The 20,620-nt window shown below is 67.4% G+C and carries 17 protein-coding genes; 16 read left to right on the top strand and 1 reads right to left on the bottom strand.

Going from position 1 to position 20,620, the window contains the following annotated elements:
- From A2G96_RS21030 to A2G96_RS20990, 9 genes are all read left to right on the top strand, one after another.
- The gene (locus tag A2G96_RS21030) at positions 1-672 is read left to right on the top strand and encodes a type IV pilus inner membrane component PilO (protein WP_062801946.1); all 672 of its coding nucleotides are present in this window, start codon (positions 1-3) and stop codon (positions 670-672) included.
- The gene (locus A2G96_RS21025; protein WP_062801945.1) at positions 669-1,217 is read left to right on the top strand and encodes a pilus assembly protein PilP; all 549 of its coding nucleotides are present in this window, start codon (positions 669-671) and stop codon (positions 1,215-1,217) included. The genes A2G96_RS21030 and A2G96_RS21025 overlap by 4 nt, the downstream gene beginning before the upstream one ends.
- Positions 1,214-3,358, top strand: a complete 2,145-nt coding sequence (pilQ, locus tag A2G96_RS21020) for a type IV pilus secretin PilQ (protein WP_062801944.1) — start codon at positions 1,214-1,216, stop codon at positions 3,356-3,358. The genes A2G96_RS21025 and pilQ overlap by 4 nt, the downstream gene beginning before the upstream one ends.
- A gap of 222 nt (positions 3,359-3,580) precedes the next feature.
- Complete coding sequence (locus A2G96_RS21015; RefSeq protein WP_417926418.1) at positions 3,581-4,261, top strand: shikimate kinase; 681 nt, start codon at positions 3,581-3,583, stop codon at positions 4,259-4,261.
- Entirely contained in the window at positions 4,258-5,364 is a 1,107-nt protein-coding gene (gene aroB / locus A2G96_RS21010; protein WP_062801943.1) for a 3-dehydroquinate synthase, read from the top strand. The genes A2G96_RS21015 and aroB overlap by 4 nt, the downstream gene beginning before the upstream one ends.
- A gap of 48 nt (positions 5,365-5,412) precedes the next feature.
- Entirely contained in the window at positions 5,413-6,555 is a 1,143-nt protein-coding gene (locus tag A2G96_RS21005) for a deoxyguanosinetriphosphate triphosphohydrolase (protein ID WP_062801942.1), read from the top strand.
- 55 nt (positions 6,556-6,610) lie between these two features.
- Positions 6,611-7,330 (top strand): transposase, encoded by a 720-nt coding sequence (locus tag A2G96_RS21000; RefSeq protein WP_062801941.1) that lies wholly within the window; start codon positions 6,611-6,613, stop codon positions 7,328-7,330.
- 292 nt (positions 7,331-7,622) lie between these two features.
- A complete protein-coding gene (locus tag A2G96_RS20995; protein ID WP_417926417.1) occupies positions 7,623-12,419 on the top strand; it encodes a glutamate synthase-related protein in 4,797 nt (1,598 codons plus the stop codon).
- 128 nt (positions 12,420-12,547) lie between these two features.
- A complete protein-coding gene (locus tag A2G96_RS20990) occupies positions 12,548-14,011 on the top strand; it encodes a glutamate synthase subunit beta (protein WP_062801939.1) in 1,464 nt (487 codons plus the stop codon).
- Positions 14,012-14,085: 74 nt separating this feature from the next.
- Here the strand turns inward: A2G96_RS20990 and A2G96_RS20985 are convergent, their stop codons facing one another.
- Entirely contained in the window at positions 14,086-14,625 is a 540-nt protein-coding gene (locus A2G96_RS20985) for a GNAT family N-acetyltransferase (protein ID WP_062801938.1), read from the bottom strand.
- Positions 14,626-14,846: 221 nt separating this feature from the next.
- On the opposite strand from A2G96_RS20985, the gene A2G96_RS20980 reads away from it, so the two are divergent.
- The 7 genes from A2G96_RS20980 (at position 14,847) to A2G96_RS20950 (ending at position 20,569) form a co-directional block, all read left to right on the top strand.
- On the top strand, positions 14,847-15,935 hold the full coding sequence (locus tag A2G96_RS20980) for a Bug family tripartite tricarboxylate transporter substrate binding protein (protein ID WP_062801937.1): 1,089 nt from the start codon (positions 14,847-14,849) through the stop codon (positions 15,933-15,935).
- Between the two features lie 178 nt (positions 15,936-16,113).
- Positions 16,114-16,932, top strand: a complete 819-nt coding sequence (locus A2G96_RS20975) for an ABC transporter ATP-binding protein (protein WP_062801936.1) — start codon at positions 16,114-16,116, stop codon at positions 16,930-16,932.
- 8 nt (positions 16,933-16,940) lie between these two features.
- Positions 16,941-17,720, top strand: a complete 780-nt coding sequence (mlaE, locus tag A2G96_RS20970; protein WP_062802259.1) for a lipid asymmetry maintenance ABC transporter permease subunit MlaE — start codon at positions 16,941-16,943, stop codon at positions 17,718-17,720.
- A 133-nt stretch (positions 17,721-17,853) separates the two neighbouring features.
- Positions 17,854-18,366 (top strand): outer membrane lipid asymmetry maintenance protein MlaD, encoded by a 513-nt coding sequence (gene mlaD / locus A2G96_RS20965; protein ID WP_062801935.1) that lies wholly within the window; start codon positions 17,854-17,856, stop codon positions 18,364-18,366.
- Positions 18,363-19,298, top strand: a complete 936-nt coding sequence (locus A2G96_RS20960) for an MlaA family lipoprotein (protein ID WP_062801934.1) — start codon at positions 18,363-18,365, stop codon at positions 19,296-19,298. Before mlaD ends, A2G96_RS20960 begins: the two co-directional genes overlap by 4 nt.
- A gap of 198 nt (positions 19,299-19,496) precedes the next feature.
- Positions 19,497-20,126, top strand: coding sequence for an MlaC/ttg2D family ABC transporter substrate-binding protein (locus A2G96_RS20955; protein WP_012354098.1), 630 nt, complete (start codon positions 19,497-19,499; stop codon positions 20,124-20,126).
- A gap of 146 nt (positions 20,127-20,272) precedes the next feature.
- Positions 20,273-20,569, top strand: coding sequence for an STAS domain-containing protein (locus tag A2G96_RS20950; RefSeq protein WP_062801933.1), 297 nt, complete (start codon positions 20,273-20,275; stop codon positions 20,567-20,569).
- The last annotated feature ends 51 nt before the right edge of the window (positions 20,570-20,620 follow it).

Raw genomic sequence — 20,620 nt, 5'->3', positions numbered from 1 at the left:
ATGGCGCTCAATACCGAAATCGACCTGGCTGACCTGACCAGCCAGTTCCGCGGGCTCAACCTGAACGAGCCGGAGACCTGGCCGGCCGCGCCGCGCGTGCTGTTCGCGGTGCTGGCCGCGGCGGTGGTGCTGCTGCTGGGCTGGCAGTTCTACTGGAGTGCAAAGTTCGACGAACTCGAGCGCCAGCGCCAGGAGCAGGAAAGCCTGAAGCAGGCGTACCAGTCCAAGGTGGCGCAGGTCGCCAACCTCGAGGCGCTGCGCGAGCAGAAGAAGCAGGTCGAGCAGCGCGTGGCGCTGTTGGAGCGGCAACTGCCCAACAAGACGGAAATGGATGCGCTGCTGGCCGACGTCAACCATGCCGGCGTCGCGCGCGGGCTGCAGTTCGAGCTGTTCAAGCCGCAGGCGGCGGTGATCAAGCCCTACTTTGCCGAGATCCCGGTGAACCTGCGCGTGACCGGGCGCTATCACGAGGTGGCGCAGTTCAACGCCGACGTCGCGGCGCTGTCGCGGATCGTGTCGATGCAGAACCTGCAGCTGGCCAATACCAAGGAGGGCGGGCTGTCGATGGAGGCGGTGGCGATGGCCTACCGCGCGCTCGATGCCGAAGAACAGGCGGCGCAGCGCAAGGCCGCCGCGGCCGCGGCTGCAGCCAAGGCGGGAGGCGCGAAATGAGCCGCATCGTTCGAACCCGCGCCCTGGCCCGGAGCGCGTCGCGGCGCACGCTGGCGGCGGCGCTGGCGCTCGGCCTGCTGGGCGCCTGCGGCGCCAGCGACGAGGACGCGCTGCGCCAGTGGATGGACGCCACCCGCAGCGCCCGCGCCAAGCCGCCCGAGCCCGTGCCCGACGCCCGCCCCTACGTGCCGCGCGAATACGCCGCGGCCAGTGCGCCCGAGCCGTTCGCGCAGGCCAAGATCGGCGAACTGAACAAGACCCTGGCCGATTCGCCCGAAGCCGGCCGGCGCCGCGAGCCGCTGGAAGACTATCCGCTCGAAAACTTCAAGATGCTCGGGATGATGAAGAAGCAGGGGGAAACCTTCGGCATCGTCCGTGTTGATAACAAGATCCACCATGTGAAGGTGGGTCAGTATCTCGGCCAGAGCTATGGCCGGGTGGTCCGCATCACCGATCAGGAGATCGTGCTGCGCGAATTGGTCCGGGAGGGGGTATCCGAGTGGAAAGAGAAAATGACCAGCCTGAAGCTGGACGTGGCGGCATGACCCCCGCGCGCTGGTATCGTGCGCGCGCGGGCGCCGTGGTCAGGACCGTGGCCACCGCGCTGGCGCTATGGCTTGCGCTTGGCGCACCGGAGGCGCTGGCACAGGGCAACCGGATCAAGTCGGTCGACGTCAGCACGACCGGGGAGCAGACCGTGCTGGTGGTCGAGCTGGAACGGCCGCTGGCGCAGAAGCCGGCGGACTTCACCACGCAGAACCCGGCACGGCTCGCGATCGATTTCTTCGATACCGGCTTTGCCGAGCGGCGCGCGCAATATGAATACGGCGGCAAGCTGGTCAAGGCCGCCAATGTGATGCAGATCGGCGACCGCACGCGCGTGATCCTCGACCTGACGCGCAGTGCCACCTATCGCACCGACCAGCGCGGCAATGTCTTCGTGGTGTCGCTCGATAACGTGGCGCCGGCGGCCAAGAGCGCCGCGCCGACCTTCGCGCCGGCCGCGACGGCGCCTGGCGCCGCGGCGGGGCGGCCGTCGGTGCGCGCGATCGACTTCCGCCGGGGCGCCGACGGCGCCGGGCGCGTGGTGGTCGACCTGTCCTCGCGCGAGTCGGGCATCAATATCGCGCAACAGGGCAAGAACGTGGTGGTCGATTTCCTCGGCACCACGCTGCCGGAGAACCTGCGGCGGCACTTCGACGTCAGCGACTATGGCTCGCCGGTGCAGGGCATGCGTGCCTCCGACGCCAATGGCAACGCGCGCCTGACCATCGAGCCGCGCGGCAACTGGGAATACAGCTCGTACCAGACCGACACCCAGTTCGTGGTCGAGGTCCGCCCGGTCAGGGAAGACCCGACCAAGCTGATCAGCGGCCCGGGCTACCGCGGCGAGCGCCTGTCGCTGAACTTCCAGAACATCGACATCCGCTCGCTGCTGCAGGTGTTCGCCGACTTCACCAACCTGAACATCATCACCAGCGAAAGCGTGCAGGGCAACCTCACGCTGCGGCTCAAGGACGTGCCGTGGGACCAGGCGCTGCAGATCGTGATGGATGCGAAGGGGCTGGCCTCGCGCCGCAACGGCAATGTGCTGTGGGTGGCGCCCAAGGCCGAGCTGCAGACCAAGGAAAAGCTGGAGCTCGAGTCGCAGCAGCAGATCAACGACCTCGAGCCGATCCGCAGCCAGGTGTTCCAGCTCAATTACCAGCGCGCCGAGGACGTGCGCAGGATGCTGCTGGGCATGGGCGCCGGCGGCGGCGCGGCCGCGCCCATCGCGCCCATCGGGTCCGCCGGGGCGGCGGGTGCCAGCACGCGCATGCTGTCCAGGCGCGGTTCGCTGACGGCCGATGCGCGCACCAACCAGCTCTTTGTGTCGGATATCGCTTCCAAGCTGGAAGAGGTGCAGAACTTTATCGGCAAGATCGACATCCCGGTGCGCCAGGTCATCATCGAGGCCCGCATCGTCGAGGCCACCGATACCTTCAGCCGCAACCTGGGCGTCAAGCTGGGCTTTGCCGGGCAGTACAACAATGCCCGCGTCGGCAACACCTACAACAACGTGCTGCCGGGCTCGACCTCCGACAACGGCCCGTTCCTGAGCCTGCCGGCCGGATCCATCAACGGCACCAACCCGGCCAATATCGCGGTGAGCCTGTTCAACAGCGCCGCCACGCGCTTCCTGGCGCTGGAGCTGTCGGCGCTGGAGGCGGACGGCAAGGGCAAGATCATTTCCAGTCCGCGCGTGGTCACGGCCAACAACATCAAGGCGCTGATCGAGCAGGGCACCGAACTGCCTTACCAGGCGGCCACGTCCAGCGGCGCCACCTCGGTGCAGTTCCGCAAGGCCAACCTGAAGCTCGAGGTGACGCCGCAGATCACGCCCGAAGGCAATGTGCTGCTCGACGTCGACGTGAACAAGGACAGCGTGGGCATCCAGACCACCTCGGGTTTTGCCATCGACACCAAGCACGTGCAGACCCAGGTGCTGGTCGAGAACGGCGGCACCGTGGTGATCGGCGGCATCTATACCCAGACCGAGTCCACCGATGTCGACAAGGTGCCGCTGCTGGGCGATATCCCGGTACTCGGCTACCTGTTCAAGAACAACGCCAAGGTCCGCAACCGGACCGAGCTGCTGGTGTTCCTGACCCCGCGCATCCTCAACGAAAGCGTATCGCTCAGGTAGGGTCGGGGCGCCGGATACAGTAGACTGGCAGGCCGCATCGACCGATGCGGCCTTTTTTTGCGCCGCGCGCCGCGAACCGCCGGGCCAGAATGCCGGCGCGACGGCAGGAAATGCGGTCTATGCCGCATTCGGCACTTGCCGGCCGCGCCACAACATAAGAAGATGATGCAGTTCCCAACCGGGGAGGACGGCCCGCATGCCGCGCTCCCGAACCACAGTCCCGTGACAGCCTCAGCGACAGGGCCGGCGGCGCAGCGCCAGGCGCCGGATCGGCGCGAAGCCGAACGATCCGGTGCCGAGCGCCCCGAATCCGATCGACCCAACCTCTTTTTCGTCGGCCTGATGGGCGCCGGCAAGACCACCGTGGGCCGCACGGTGGCGCGGCGCCTGCACTATCCGTTTTTCGATTCCGACCACGAGCTGGAGGCGCACTGCGGCGTGCGCATCCCGGTGATCTTCGAGCTCGAGGGCGAGGTCGGCTTCCGCGACCGCGAGGCCGCGATGATCCGCGAACTGGCGCAGCGCCAGGGCATCGTGCTGGCCACCGGCGGCGGCGCGGTGCTGCGCGCCGAGAACCGCGAGGTGCTGAAGGCCCGCAGCACGGTCGTGTACCTGCGCGCCAGCCCGCACGACCTGTGGCTGCGCACCCGGCACGACCGCAACCGGCCGCTGCTGCAGACCGAGGACCCCAAGGGCAAGCTCGAGGCGCTGTACGCCGAGCGCGATCCGCTGTACCGCGAAGTCGCCGACTTCATCATCGAAACCGGCAAGCCCTCGGTGGCGCAGCTTGCTAATATGGTGTTGATGCAACTTGAAATGGCCGGTTTCCGGATCGATCCCCCGCAGCCGGCGTCGCCGCCCGCGGGCGATGCCGGGCCGCCGGCGCAGGACCCCAATCCATGATTACCCTTGAAGTCGACCTGGGCGAGCGCAGCTACCCCATCCATATCGGCACCGGGCTGCTCGACAACGCCGAGCTGCTGCGCCCGCATGTGCGCGGCCAGCACGCCGTCATCGTCACCAACGAAACCGTCGGGCCGCTCTATGCGGCGCGGGTCGAGGCCGCGCTGGCGGCGCTGGGCAAGACCGTGCGCACCGTGACGCTGCCCGACGGCGAGGCCTTCAAGCACTGGGAAACGCTGAACCGCATCTTCGACGCGCTGCTGCAGGCCGGCGCCGACCGCAAGACCACGCTGGTGGCGCTGGGCGGCGGCGTGGTCGGCGACATGACCGGGTTTGCGGCCGCCTGCTACATGCGCGGCGTGCCCTTCGTCCAGATGCCGACCACGCTGCTGGCGCAGGTCGATTCGTCGGTGGGCGGCAAGACCGGCATCAACCACCCGCTCGGCAAGAACATGATCGGCGCGTTCCACCAGCCCAACGCGGTGATCGCCGACATCGACACGCTGCGCACGCTGCCGCCGCGCGAACTGGCCGCCGGCATGGCCGAGGTGATCAAGCACGGCGCCATTGCCGACGCCGATTACTTCGCCTGGATCGAGCGCAACATCCAGGCACTGAATGCCTGCGACCCGGAACTGATGGCGGTTGCCGTGCAGCGCTCGTGCGAGATCAAGGCGGGCGTGGTGGCGCAGGACGAGCGCGAGGGCGGGCTGCGTGCCATCCTCAATTTCGGCCATACCTTCGGCCACGCGATCGAGGCCGGCATGGGCTACGGCGCCTGGCTGCACGGCGAAGCGGTGGGCTGCGGCATGGTGATGGCCGCCGACCTGTCGCACCGGCTCGGCTTTATCGATATCGAGACGCTGGCGCGCGTGCGCACGCTGACGCAGGCGGCGATGCTGCCGGTGGTGGCGCCGGAACTGGGCGCCGACCGCTATATCGAACTGATGAAGGTCGACAAGAAAGCCGAGGCCGGCAGCATCAAGTTCATCCTGCTGAAGAAGCTCGGCGAGGCGTTCATCACCAGCGTGCCGGACGCGGATCTGCGCGCGACGCTGGCCCACGCCGTGCTGAAACCTCCCACCGAGGCACCGGTCGCCTGACCGATCGGTTATGCCTCGCCACCCCGACCCAGCCACCGGACGCGCTGCATGACCGACTTTGAAAGCCACCTCGCCCCGTACGCCGCCCGCTCCGCGCAGACGCGCGGGCGCGTGCACGCCGAACCCGCGTCGCTGTCGCGCAGCGAATTCCAGCGCGACCGCGACCGCGTGATCCACAGCACGGCGTTCCGGCGGCTCGAGTACAAGACCCAGGTCTTCGTCAACCATGAGGGCGACCTGTTCCGCACTCGGCTGACGCACAGCCTGGAGGTGGCGCAGATCGCCCGTTCGATCGCGCGCAACCTGCGCCTGAACGAGGACCTGGTCGAGGCGATCTCGCTGGCGCACGACCTGGGCCACACGCCCTTCGGCCACGCCGGGCAGGACGCGCTGAACCAGTGCATGAAGAACCACGGCGGCTTCGAGCACAACCTGCAGAGCCTGCTGGTGGTCGACGAGCTCGAAGAGCGCTACGGCGGCTTCAACGGCCTGAACCTGACCTTCGAGACGCGCGAGGGCATCCTCAAGCATTGCTCGCGCGTCAATGCGTCGGCGCTGGGCGAGCTGGGGCGGCGCTTTCTGGAGGGCACGCAACCGTCGCTGGAGGCCCAACTGGCCAACCTTGCCGACGAGATCGCCTACAACAACCACGATATCGACGACGGCCTGCGCTCCGGGCTGCTGACGCTGGAGCAGCTCGACGAGGTGCCGATGTGGGGCCGCCACCGCGCCGAGGTGACCGAGGCCTTCCCCGGCATCAATGGCCGGCGCGCCATCAACGAGACGGTCCGGCGCATGATCAACACGCTGATCGTCGACCTGATCGAAACCACCAGCCGCAATATCGCCGACGCCAACCCGCGCAATATCGACGCGGTGCGGGCTGCCGGCCCGCTGGTCGGCTTCAGTACGCAGATCCACGAGGAAGCCGCGGCGCTCAAGCGCTTCCTGTTCCGGCACCTGTACCGGCACTACCTGGTGATGCGGATGTCGGCCAAGGCCCAGCGCATCGTCGGCGACCTGTTCCAGGCGTTCATGTCCGACCCGCGCCTGCTGCCGCCGCAGTACCAGGCCAGCCATGGCGGCGACCAGTCGCGGCTGATCGCCCATTACATTGCCGGCATGACCGACCGCTACGCCATCCGCGAGCATCGCCGCATCTTCGCGGTGAGCGAGGGCACCTCGCCCTGAAAATTGGGGACGGATCAGGCTATGATGCGGGCATCGCAGCCCGCACGATCCTGTCATGGCCCGCCTTCCCCGTTTTTCCCCCACCGGACTGCCCGCGCTGGTGTTGCAGCGCGGCAACAACCGCCAGCCCGTCTTCCTGCGCCCCGATGACTACCTGCATTACCTCGATTGCCTCCGCATGGCCGCGCGCGAGCACGACCTCGCCGTCCACGCCTATGCGCTGCGGCCCAACCATGTACACCTGGTGGCAACGCCGAAAAGTGAGGACGCGCTTAGCCTGACCATGCAGGCGGTCGGGCGCCGCTACGCGCGCTACTTCAATCGGGTCGCGGGCCGCACCGGCACCTTGTGGGAGGGGCGCTTCCGCTCCGCCGTGTTCGATCCGGCGCAATGGATGCTGCCGGCAATGCTCTACGTCGAGGGCAATGCGGTGCGCGCGGGGGAGGTCAGCACCCCTGAGGCCGACCGCTGGAGCAGTTACCGCCACCACGCCGGCATCGAGGCCAGTCCCTTTGTCAGCGACCACGCCGCTTACTGGGAACTGGGCAATACCCCGTTCGAGCGGCAATCGAATTACCGGATGCTCAGCGCCGAAGGCCTGTCCGGCAAGACCCTGGAGGTGTTGCGCGCCCATGCGCATAGCGGCTGGCCCCTAGGAGACGAGGCATTCCTGGCGCAGCTGGAGAGACATGGCTCAAGACGCGTTCAGCCCTTGCCGAAGGGACGCCCCAAAAAGGTGCAATCGCCACCAGAAAATGCGGCAAAAACGTCATAAAAATAATGTGTCCCCATTTAATCGATTCACCGAAACGGTGCGTTATTTAATGTATTCCGACCCCATTTAATTTTTTTGCGAGCCGCAGGCGATTCCCATATAGTTGCTCCACCCACAGTCATTGTGCGGCGCGTCACGCTCGTGTACGCCGCTGCGGCCCGCTGACAGCTTCGTCCCCATTTCCCTTCCCGCCGGTCCACCGGTTTGGGTGGATTTAAAGAAAGCGCGCGGTCCCCGTTCCGGTAGTCCAGCAGTTCGCGCAGCCTTCACCGGAATTCAGCCCGTGGACCAAATGAAGAACCTTTCGGCCCAAGCGCAGACCAGCGAGCAAATCAGCGAGTCTTCCTCCGCCATCGACCTGCGTCCGCAGGCGCAAGGCATGTACGACCCGAGCAACGAGCATGACGCCTGCGGCGTCGGCATGGTCGCGCATATCAAGGGCAAGAAGTCGCACGAGATCATTTCCCAGGGCCTGAAGATCCTGGAGAACCTGGACCACCGCGGCGCCGTCGGCGCCGACCCGCTGATGGGCGACGGTGCCGGCATCCTGATCCAGATCCCCGACCAGTTCTACCGCGAGGAAATGGCGGCGCAGGGCGTGAGCCTGCCGCCCGCCGGCGAGTACGGCGTGGGCATGATCTTCCTGCCGAAGGAACACGCTTCGCGCCTGGCCTGCGAGCAGGAACTGGAGCGCACGGTCCGCCTGGAAGGCCAGGTCGTGCTGGGCTGGCGCGACGTGCCGGTCGACGCCGCCATGCCGATGTCGCCCACGGTGCGCAAGACCGAGCCGGTGATCCGCCAGATCTTCATCGGTCGCGGCCGCGACATCATGACCACGGACGCGCTGGAACGTAAGCTCTACGTCATCCGCAAGACCGCCAGCCACGCCATCCAGGCGCTCAAGCTCAAGCACGGCAAGGAATACTTCGTGCCGTCGATGTCGGCCCGTACCGTGGTGTACAAGGGTCTGCTGCTGGCCAACCAGGTCGGCGAGTATTACCTGGACCTGCAGGACCCGCGCGCCGTGTCGGCGCTGGCCCTGGTGCACCAGCGCTTCTCGACCAACACCTTCCCGGCCTGGGAACTGGCCCACCCGTACCGCATGGTCGCCCACAACGGCGAAATCAACACGGTCAAGGGCAACGTCAACTGGATCAACGCGCGTACCGGCGCGATCTCGTCGCCGGTGCTGGGCGACGACCTGCCCAAGCTGTGGCCGCTGATCTACCCGGGCCAGTCCGATACGGCATCGTTCGACAATTGCCTCGAACTGCTGACGATGGCCGGCTACCCGCTGGTCCACGCGATGATGATGATGATCCCGGAAGCGTGGGAACAGCACACGCTGATGGACGATAACCGTCGCGCCTTCTACGAATACCACGCCGCCATGATGGAGCCGTGGGACGGCCCGGCCGCAATCTGCTTCACCGATGGCCGCCAGATCGGCGCCACGCTGGACCGCAACGGCCTGCGCCCGGCACGTTTCTACGTGACCGAGGACGACGTCGTGGTGCTGGCCTCGGAAGCCGGCGTGCTGCCGTTCCCCGAGTCGCGCATCGTGCAGAAGTGGCGCCTGCAGCCGGGCAAGATGTTCCTGATCGACATGGAGCAGGGCCGCATCATCGACGACAAGGAGCTCAAGGACAACCTGGCCAACGCCAAGCCGTACAAGAGCTGGATCGACGCCGTGCGCATCAAGCTGGACGAGATCGATGCCAAGCCGGAAGACGTCGCCGCCGAGAAGAAGCCGGTGGCCAAGCTGCTGGACCGCCAGCAGGCCTTCGGCTACACCCAGGAAGACGTCAAGTTCCTGATGGCTCCCATGGCGCTGGCCGGCGAGGAAGCCACCGGCTCGATGGGCAACGACTCGCCGCTGGCGGTGCTGTCGTCGAAGAACAAGACGCTGTACCACTACTTCAAGCAGCTGTTCGCCCAGGTCACCAACCCGCCGATCGACCCGATCCGCGAGAACATGGTGATGTCGCTGGTGTCGTTCATCGGCCCGAAGCCGAACCTGCTCGAGCTGAACAACATCAACCCGCCGATGCGCCTCGAAGTGTCCCAGCCGGTGCTGGACTTCAAGGACATCGCCAAGATCCGCAACATCGAGCACTACACCGGCGGCAAGTTCCGTTCGTACGAACTGAACATCTGCTACCCGACCGCGTGGGGCAAGGAGGGCATCGAAGCGCGCCTGGCCTCGCTGTGCGCCGAAGCCGTGGATGCGGTGCGTTCGGGCTACAACATCCTGATCGTGACCGACCGCCCGGTCGATGCCGACCATGTCGCCATCCCGGCGCTGCTGGCCACCTCCGCGATCCACCACCACCTGGTGGAGAAGGGCCTGCGCACGTCGACCGGCCTGGTAGTCGAGACCGGCACCGCGCGTGAAGTGCACCACTTCGCGCTGCTGGCCGGCTACGGCGCCGAAGCCGTGCACCCGTACCTGGCGATGGAAACCCTGGCCGACATGGCCAGCGGCCTGTCGGGCGACCTGTCGCCGGAAAAGGCGGTCAAGAACTTCGTCAAGGCGATCGGCAAGGGCCTGTTCAAGGTGATGTCCAAGATGGGCATCTCGACCTACATGTCGTACACCGGCGCGCAGATCTTCGAGGCCATCGGCCTGTCGCGCGAGCTGGTGCAGAAGTACTTCCACGGCACGCCGTCGAACGTCGAGGGCATCGGCATCTTCGAGGTCGCCGAGGAAGCGCTGCGCCTGCACAAGGACGCCTTCGGCAACAGCCCGGTGCTGGAGAACATGCTCGACGCCGGCGGCGAATACGCCTTCCGTATCCGCGGCGAAGAGCACATGTGGACCCCGGACTCGATCGCCAAGCTGCAGCACTCGGTGCGCGCCGACGACGGCAAGGGCGCCTACCAGACGTACAAGGAATACGCCAACATCATCAACGACCAGAGCAAGCGCCACATGACGCTGCGCGGCCTGTTCGAGTTCAAGGTCGATCCGGCCAAGGCGATTCCGCTGGAAGAAGTCGAGCCGGCCAAGGAGATCGTCAAGCGCTTCGCCACCGGCGCGATGTCGCTCGGCTCGATCTCGACCGAGGCCCACACCACGCTGGCGCTGGCGATGAACCGCATCGGCGGCAAGTCCAACACCGGCGAAGGCGGCGAGGACGAGAAGCGCTACCGCAACGAACTGCGCGGCATTCCCATCAAGCAGGGCGACACGCTCAAGGGCGTGCTCGGCGACGGCGTGATCGAGAAGGACCTGGAACTGCAGGCCGGCGACTCGCTGCGCTCGAAGATCAAGCAGGTGGCGTCGGGCCGTTTCGGCGTGACCGCCGAATACCTGGCCTCGGCCGACCAGATCCAGATCAAGATGGCGCAGGGCGCCAAGCCGGGCGAAGGCGGCCAGCTGCCGGGCCACAAGGTCTCGGACTACATCGGCAAGCTGCGTTACTCGGTGCCGGGCGTGGGCCTGATCTCGCCGCCCCCGCACCACGACATCTACTCGATCGAGGACCTGGCGCAGCTGATCCACGACCTGAAGAACGTCAACCCGTCGTCGGATATCTCGGTCAAGCTGGTGTCCGAAGTGGGCGTCGGCACCGTGGCCGCGGGCGTGTCCAAGGCCAAGGCCGACCACGTCGTGATCGCCGGCCATGACGGCGGCACCGGCGCCTCGCCGTGGTCGTCGATCAAGCACGCCGGCACGCCGTGGGAACTGGGCCTGGCCGAAACCCAGCAGACGCTGCTGCTCAACGGCCTGCGCAACCGCATCCGCGTGCAGGCCGACGGCCAGATGAAGACCGGCCGCGACGTCGTCATCGGCGCGCTGCTGGGCGCCGACGAGTTCGGCTTCGCCACCGCGCCACTGGTTGCCGAGGGCTGCATCATGATGCGCAAGTGCCACCTGAACACCTGCCCGGTGGGCGTGGCCACGCAGGATCCGCAGCTGCGCAAGAAGTTCCAGGGCAAGCCCGAGCACGTGGTCAACTTCTTCTTCTTCGTTGCCGAGGAAGCGCGCGAGATCATGGCCCAGCTGGGCATCCGCACCTTCGACGAGCTGATCGGCCGCGCCGACCTGCTCGACACCAGGGCCGGCATCGAGCACTGGAAGGCGCGCGGCCTGGACTTCAGCCGCATCTTCCACCAGGTGTCGCTGGGCGCGGACGTGCCGCTGTACCACACCGACGTGCAGGACCACGGCCTGTCGGCCGAGGCCGGCAAGGCGCTCGACCACGTGCTGATCGCCAAGGCCCGTCCGGCGATCGAGAAGGGCGAGCGCGTCTCGTTCATCCAGCCGGTCAAGAACGTCAACCGTACCGTCGGCGCGATGCTGTCGGGCGTGGTGGCCAGGCAGTACGGCCATGAAGGCCTGCCCGACGACACCATCCACATCCAGCTGCAGGGCACCGCCGGCCAGTCGTTCGGCGCGTTCCTGGCGCACGGCATCACGCTGGACCTGGTCGGCGACGGCAACGACTACGTCGGCAAGGGCCTGTCGGGCGGCCGCGTGATCGTGCGCGCCCCGCACGAGTTCCGCGGCGATCCGACCCGCAATATCATCGTCGGCAATACCGTGCTGTACGGTGCCATCGCCGGCGAGGCGTTCTTCAACGGCGTTGCCGGCGAGCGCTTCGCGGTGCGCAACTCGGGCGCCGTGGCAGTGGTGGAAGGCACCGGCGACCACGGTTGCGAGTACATGACCGGCGGCACGGTGGTGGTGCTGGGCGGCACCGGGCGCAACTTCGCGGCCGGCATGTCGGGCGGCGTGGCCTACGTCTACGACGAGGACGGCCTGTTCGACAAGCGCTGCAACACCTCGATGGTGGCGCTGGAAGCGGTGCTGGCCTCGGCCGACCAGGAGAAGGGCCAGCCGCAGGCTTCGTGGCACAAGGTCGACGGCAAGCGCGTGCTGGATGAAACCATCCTGCGCAGCCTGATCGAGCAGCACTTCCGCTACACCGGTTCCGAGCGCGCCAAGGCGCTGCTGGCCGACTGGACCACGGCACGCCGCAAGTTCGTCAAGGTCTTCCCGACCGAGTACAAGCGCGCGCTGGGCGAGATGTACGCCAAGGAACAGGCCGCCCGCGACAGCGACCGCGAAGCCATCGCGGCCTGAGCCAGGCGAACGCAGCAAACCAACGTAGCGAAGGGCCGCGGCTAGCCGCCGCGGCCCCGACAAGATACTGACCCCACCGCAGGGCCGGCGACGCCGCCGGTCCCGCGCAGCATGACCAAGGACGCAACATGGGTAAGGCGACTGGCTTTCTCGAATTTCCGCGCCAGAATGAGGGCTACGAACCGGTAGTCAAGCGCGTGAAGCACTACAAGGAATTCGTGTTCGCGCTGTCCGACAGCGAAGCGAAGCTCCAGGGTGCGCGCTGCATGGACTGCGGCATCCCGTTCTGCAACAACGGCTGCCCGGTGAACAACATCATCCCCGACTTCAACGACCTGGTGTACCGCCAGGACTGGAAGTCGGCGATCGAGGTGCTGCACCAGACCAACAACTTCCCGGAATTTACCGGCCGCATCTGCCCGGCACCGTGCGAGGCCGCCTGCACGCTGGGCATCAACGAGCTGCCGGTGGGCATCAAGTCGCTCGAGCACGCCATCATCGACAAGGCCTGGGAAGAAGGCTGGGTCAAGCCGCAGCTGCCGCGCCACAAGACCGGCAAGACCGTCGCCGTGGTCGGCTCCGGCCCCGCCGGCATGGCCGCCGCGCAGCAGCTGGCACGCGCCGGCCATGACGTGACCGTGTTCGAAAAGAATGACCGCATCGGCGGCCTGCTGCGCTACGGCATTCCCGACTTCAAGATGGAGAAGTCGCTGATCGACCGCCGCATGGAGCAGATGCAGGCCGAAGGCGTGACCTTCCGCCCCGGCGTGATGGTGACCGACGGCGAACTGCCGGCCGGCATCAAGAACTATGCGCGCGAAACCATCCCGGCCCAGGCCCTGATGGAACAGTTCGACGCCGTGGTGCTGGCGGGCGGCTCGGAAGTGCCGCGCGACCTGCCGGTGCCGGGCCGCGACCTGGCCGGCATCCACTTCGCGCTGGAATTCCTGATCCCGCAGAACAAGGAAGTCGCCGGCGACGGCGCCAACGAGATCCGCGCCGAGGGCAAGAACGTGATCGTGATCGGCGGCGGCGATACCGGCTCCGACTGCGTCGGCACGTCCAACCGCCACGGCGCCACCTCGGTGACCCAGTTCGAGCTGCTGCCGCAGCCGCCGGAAGAAGAGAACAAGCCGCTGGTGTGGCCGTACTGGCCGATCAAGCTGCGCACCTCGTCGTCGCACGACGAAGGCTGCGAGCGCGACTGGTCGGTCGCCACCAAGGAATTCATCGGCGAGAACGGCAAGGTCACCGCGCTGAAGGCCTGCCGCGTCGAATGGAAGGACGGCCGCATGCAGGAGGTGGAAGGCAGCGAGTTCATCCTGCCGGCCGACCTGGTGCTGCTGGCGATGGGCTTTACCAACCCGGTGGGCTCGATGCTGGAAGCCTTCGGCGTCGACACCGACGCGCGCAAGAACGCCAAGGCCTCGACCGAAGGCGAGCGCGCCTACCACACCAACGTGCCCAAGGTGTTCGCCGCCGGCGACGTGCGCCGCGGCCAGTCGCTGGTGGTGTGGGCGATCCGCGAAGGCCGCCAGGCCGCGCGCTCGGTCGATGCGTTCCTGATGGGGCATAGCGACCTGCCGCGCTGATTCGGCTTCGTCATCCCAACAAAAAGCCCGCCTGGCGCAAGCCGGCGGGCTTTTTGTCTGCGCGCTTGCGGCGTTCAGCCGGCCAACGTCCGCTCCATCAGCACCGCGCTGGCACCGTATGCCGCCAGTTTGCCGGCATGTCGCGCGGCAATTTGCGCCGGCACCGGGGCGTACCCGAGCCTGCGCCACCACGGCGCCGCCGATTGCACCGCGATCAGCCGCGAGCGCCGCAGGCCGGGGGCGTGCGCGGCCGCCTGCGCCGCCGCGTACAGGCGCGGCGCCAGCCCGGCACCGCGGCCGGCCGGCGCCACGGCCATGTCGTGCACGAACCAGGTCAGGGTGTCCGGGGCGGCATGCGCGCGCCAGCTATCGTCGAGCAGGCCGTCCAGCGGCGGCAGGCTGTCGTCGGGCCAGGCGTGGGTGAACAGGTAGGCGGCGAGGGTGCCGCGCTGCGCGGGATCGTGCGCGACCCAGCAGGTGGCCGGCGCCAGCGCCAGCCGGCTGGCCAGCGCCGCCTCGCTTTCCAGCAGTACTTCGGTATAGCAGCTGGCCTGCACCGCCAGCACGGCAGGCAGGTCGGACAAGACCATCGGCCGAACGGTGAATTTCATCATCGGCGGATTATAGCGGCGCGCTTTGCGTGGCCAGGCGCGAGGGCGCATTTGGCAAGGCGCAGCAAGGCCTTCAGGGTTCTCCCGGCTATGGTTTACGTGCCTGTGGCGGCCCGGACATTGTCCTTACAATTTTCAAAAACAGATAACGGAAACTGCCTCGCCAATCCTTTTTCCCCAGAACCAGTTTGCCGTCTCCTCAGGAGACGGGCCGGAGGAAAACGATGTCCGAAGTGCGCAACTTGTCGCGACTTTGGCGAGGTAAAGCGAAAATCGCGCCGCGCCTGCCCGCGGCCGCTGCCCGGCGCTGGCTCCCGCCCGTGCTGTGCCTGGTCGCGCTGGGATGCGCCACGCTGGCGTTCGCCGTGCCGGCCGCGCCAGCGCATGCCGGCACCCAGCCGCTTGCGCGCAGCATGTCGTTCCCGGATCGGCCGATGCGCCTGATCGTGCCGTTCCCGGCCGGCGGCGTCGCCGACGCCGTGGCGCGGATGCTGGCCGAGCGCCTGTCGGCCAGGCTCGGCGTGCCGGTCGAGGTCGACAACCGTCCCGGCAGCGCCGGCACCATTGCCGGCGATGTCGTCGCCAAGGCCAGCTCCGACGGCCATACGCTGTTGTTCCACCAGGCCAACATGCTGATCCAGCCGGGGCTGGAGCCGGTGCCCTACGACGTCGTGCGCGATTTCACGCCGGTGGCGCGCGTCGCCACCACGCCGCTGTTCCTGGTGATCGACGCCCGGCTGCCGATGCGCACCCCGGAGCAGTGGATGACGGCGGTCAGGTCTAATCCCGGTTCCTACAGCTACGGCTACGGCCAGCCCGGCAGCCCTTCGCACCTGTACGCCGAATACGCGGTGCGCGGCCTGCGCGGCGGCGTGCCGCTGGTCACCGGCAAGGGCGAGGCCGCGGTGGTGCAGGAGATGCTGGCCGGCCGCATCAGCGCCTGCTTCTGCTCGTACGCGGCGGTCCAGAGCCAGGTCAGGAACGGCGGGCTGCGGCTGGTTGGCGTGACCGGCGTGGCGCGTTCCCCGCTGGCGCCGCTGGTGCCGACGCTGCAGGAATCCGGGCAGGACGGCTACGCCGCGGCGGCCTGGTTTGGCGTGATGGCGCCGGCCAAGACGCCGCGCGCGATCGTGGCACGGCTGGCCGGCGAGCTCGACGGCGTGATGGCGGAACGCGAGGTGCGCTCGCGCCTGCAGGCCGCCGGCCTGACGCCGCTGCGCGACTCGCCGGAGGCGTTTGCCACTGCGATCCGCTCGGAATCGATCCAATGGCAGGTCATCCTGAAGGACGTGCCGATCGCGCAGGAGCCCTGAGCGGCACTGCGGCGCGGCGGGACACCGGCCGGTTTCGGGCGGAAACCGGCCGGTTTGTCTGGCGGCCAGGAGAATTCTGAGGCACCACAGGCACGCTTCATGTGGCGCGGGACACACGGGTGCCAGCAGGGCTAGGTAGTACACCTTATAATGCGCCCCTGTCCCGACCGGTGCCAACGTGACCGATTCTGCTCAAAACCTTGTCGAACTGACTGCGGTGGATTTCGCCTACGCGGACCACGGCAAGCCGATCCTGTCCGGCCTGACCATGCAATTCCCGCGCGGCAAGGTGATCGCGGTGATGGGCGGATCGGGCTGCGGCAAGACCACGGTGCTGCGGCTGATCGGCGGCCAGGTGCGGCCGCAGGCGGGCGCGGTGCGCTTCGCCGGCACCGACATCCACCAGCTCGACACCGCCGGCCTGTACGCCGTGCGCCGCCAGATGGGCATGCTGTTCCAGTTCGGCGCGCTGTTTACCGACCTGTCGGTGTTCGACAACGTCGCCTTCCCGCTGCGCGAGCACACCGACCTGCCCGAGTCGATGATCCGCGACCTGGTGCTGATGAAGCTCAACGCGGTCGGCCTGCGCGGCGCGCGCGAGCTGATGCCGTCGCAGATCTCCGGCGGCATGGCGCGGCGCGTGGCGCTGGCGCGCGCGATCGCGCTGGACCCGGCGCTGCTGATGTATGACGAGCCCTTCGCCGGCCTGGATCCGATCTCGCTGGGGCTGACCGCGCGGCTGATCCGCAGCCTCAACGACGCGCTCGGCGCCACCACCATCATCGTCTCGCACGACGTGCACGAGACCTTCCAGATCGCCGACTACGTCTATTTCATTGCCGACGGGCGCATTGCCGCCGAAGGCACGCCCGAGGCCCTGCGCGCCTCCACCGATCCGTTCGTGCACCAGTTCGTCCACGCCGAGGCCGATGGCCCGGTGCCGTTCCATTACGCCGGACCGTCGCTGGCCGAGGATTTCGTCGGAGGGGCGCGATGACCGGCTTGGTGACGGGCTTCTTCAGCGCCATCGGCGCGGCGGTGCGACGCAGCATTGCCGGCCTGGGCCACGCCACGCGCATGTTCCTGACGGTGCTGGCACTGTCGCCGGCGCTGCTGCGCCGCTTCCGGCTGGTGACCGACCAGGTCTTCTTTGTCGGCAACCTGTCGCTGGTGATCATCGCGGTGTCGGGCCTGTTCGTCGGCTTCGTGCTGGGGCTGCAGGGCTACTACACGCTCAACCGCTACGGCTCCGAGCAGGCGCTGGGGCTGCTGGTGGCGCTGTCGCTGGTGCGCGAGCTGGGCCCGGTGGTGACCGCGCTGCTGTTCGCCGGCCGCGCCGGCACCTCGCTGACCGCCGAGATCGGGTTGATGAAGGCGGGCGAGCAGCTTACGGCGATGGAAATGATGGCGGTGAACCCGCTGCAGCGCGTGGTCGCCCCGCGTTTCTGGGCGGGCGTGATCGCCATGCCGGTGCTGGCTGCGATCTTCAGCGCGGTGGGCATCCTGGGCGGCTACGTGGTCGGGGTGCAGCTGATCGGCGTCGACGCCGGCGCCTTCTGGTCGCAGATGCAGGGCGGCGTCGATGTGCGCGCCGACGTGCTCAATGGCGTCATCAAGAGCTTTATCTTTGGCATCGCGGTGACGTTCATTGCGCTGTACCAGGGGTTCGAGGCCAAGCCCACGCCGGAAGGCGTCTCGCGCGCGACCACCCGCACCGTGGTGATCGCGTCGCTGGCGGTGCTGGGACTGGATTTCCTGCTGACGGCGCTGATGTTCAGCAACTGAGGCGGGCGCTCGCGGCAACCATACGGGAAGTACGATAACAAGCAGCGATAACAAGCATCAACAACAAGCCGCGATAACAAGCCGCGATAACAAGGCAGCGACAGACACTACGGGGTTGAAGAAAGAGATTCCAATGAAAAAGAACACACTCGATTTCTGGGTGGGGCTGTTTGTGGTGGCGGGATTCGTCGCCTTGCTCTTCCTGGCCCTCAAGGCGGGAAACATGAGCGCCTTCAGCTTCCAGGACACCTATAGCGTGCAGGCCCGCTTCGACAATATCGGCGGGCTCAAGCCGCGCGCGCCGGTCAAGAGCGCGGGCGTGGTGGTCGGCCGGGTCGCCGCGATCCGCTTCGACGACAAGACCTACCAGGCCACCGTCGAGATGAGCCTGGAGACGCGCTATCAGTTCCCCAAGGACACCTCGGCCAAGATCCTGACCTCGGGCCTGCTGGGCGAGCAGTACATCGGCCTCGAGGCCGGCGGCGACACCGCCATGCTGGCCAACGGCGCGCGCATCACCATGACGCAGTCGGCGGTGGTGCTCGAAAACCTGATCGGGCAGTTCCTGTACAACAAGGCCGCCGATGCCGGCGGCGGCTCGTCCCCCGGCGCCAGCGCGCCGGCCCCGGCTGGAGATCTCAAGTGAACGCCGCCCGCCCCATCCGCAACCTGTTGGCAACGGCCGCCGCCGCCGCGGCGCTTGCCGGTTGCGCCACCGGCCCCACCGCCAACCCGAAAGACCCGCTGGAGCCGTTCAACCGCGAAGTCTCGAAGATCAACGAGGACTTCGACAAGGGCATCATGCGCCCGGTGGCCGAGCTCTATGCCGATTACATGCCGACGCCGGTGCAGCGCGCGGTGGAGAATTTCTTTTCCAACGTCAGCGATGTCTATTCGGCGGTGAACAACCTGCTGCAGGGCAAGCCGACGCGCGCGGCCGAAGACACCATGCGCGTGGCGATGAACACCGTGCTCGGCATTGGCGGCCTGATCGATATCGCCACCCCGGCCGGCCTGCCCAAGTACAAGGAAGACTTCGGCCAGACGCTGGGCGTGTGGGGCGTGCCGGCCGGTCCGTACCTGGTGCTGCCGCTGTTCGGGCCCAGCACCTTCCGCGACACCGCCGGCATGCTGGTCGACCGCCAGGCCGATCCGTCGGCGTACTTCTATCCGGTTTCGCTGCGCAATTCGCTGGTCGGGGTGCGCATCGTCGCCGGCCGCGCCCAGCTGCTTGGTGCCAGCAACCTGCTGGAGCAGGCGGCGCTGGACAAGTACTCGTTCCTGCGTGACTCCTACCTGCAGCGGCGCCAGTACCTGATCTACGACGGCAATCCGCCGGGTGGCGAAGACGACGCCGACGCCGACGGCGCGGCGCCGCCCGCCACGACCGACACCGGTGCCGCGCCGGCAACGGCCCCGGCTCCGGCTCCGGCTCCGGCTCCGGCAGTGGATGGCGCTTCCGCCCCCGCCGCCGAGCCGCCCAAGCCCGGCGCCGCCGGCGAAACCCAGCCCGAGGGCCAGAGCATGCCGCTGCCGCCGGTGCTGCCGGGCGGCCTGCCGGGTGTACGCTTCCGTTAAGGCGCTGAAGGCGTCACTGGCGCTGTGAATGCGCTGTGACCGCTGAAACAAATTGTTTGTAGGTGGCGTCCGATGCGCTTTCGATGGCAACGCGCGCGACGCCGCTATGTTCCAATCTGCAAGGACCCGTGGCTTTCCAGCCGCGTTTCGACGCGCAGGCGCGGGTCACGACCTCTTTGATAAAGAAGGAAAACTCACATGCTCAAGCGACTGTTGCTCCCCCTCCTGACGGCGGTTGCCTTCGCGGGGACCGCGCAGGCCCAGGTATCGGCTCAGGACGCGGCCACCCCGGACGGGCTGGTCAAGGCCGTGGTCAATGACGTGATGTCGACTGTCAAGGCCGACAAGGACATGCAGGCCGGCAATATCGGCAAGATCACCGCGCTGGTCGAACAGAAGATCATCCCCAACGCCAACTTCCAGAAGACCACGCAGATCGCCATGGGCCGCAACTGGTCCAAGGCCACGCCCGAGCAGCAGAAGCAGATCACCGAGGAATTCAAGACCCTGCTGATCCGCACCTACGCCGGCGCCATCGCGCAGATCCGCGACCAGACCGTGCAGTACCGTCCGTACCGCGGCACCGCCGACGATACCGATGCCACCATCCGCACCCAGGTCATCAACAAGGGCGAGCCGATCCAGATGGACTACCGCCTGGAAAAGACCGCGCAGGGCTGGAAGGTCTATGACATCAACGTGCTGGGCGCATGGCTGACCGAGGCCTACAAGGGCAGCTTCAACACCATCGTCGGCCAGCAGGGCGTCGAGGGCGTGATCAAGACGCTGCAGGACCGCAACCGCCAGCTCGCCAACGCCAAGAGCTGACGGGCAGGCCCGCGGCGCGCCGCTGCAATGCAGCACGGCGCGCCCAAGTTGCACTACAATGGCCGTTCGCGACACAGGCTCCCGCTCCGCGCGGGAGTCTTCGTTTCAGACCTCAATCTTCTTTCCGCATCCAGGCCACTGACGCCATGCTTTCGCCGGGTAACTCGCTGACCAACCAGAATGCCGCCGCGGTGCTGCGCGACGGGCTGGCACGCGTGGCGCAGGGCGACGTCGAAGTGGACTGCGCCGGCCTGGCGCAGGTAGATTCCTCCGCCGTCGCCGTGCTGCTGGCATGGCATCGCGCCGCCGTGGCGCGCGGCCAGGCGCTGGTGCTGCGCGGCGTGCCGGCGCAGCTGGCGCAACTGGCCAGCCTGTATGGCGTCGACGGCCTGCTCGGCCTGGCGCCCGCCGCCATCCCACCGGCGCACCATCACCGACATTGATCCGGCATCGCCGGTCGCCAGCCAGGCGGCCGCACGCGATGCCGCGGCGAC

Origin of the sequence: Cupriavidus nantongensis, assembly GCF_001598055.1 — a bacterium.
Taxonomy (GTDB): domain Bacteria; phylum Pseudomonadota; class Gammaproteobacteria; order Burkholderiales; family Burkholderiaceae; genus Cupriavidus; species Cupriavidus nantongensis.
Note: the sequence above shows the minus strand (reverse complement) of the source record. Positions and strands in the feature narration are given on the sequence as shown.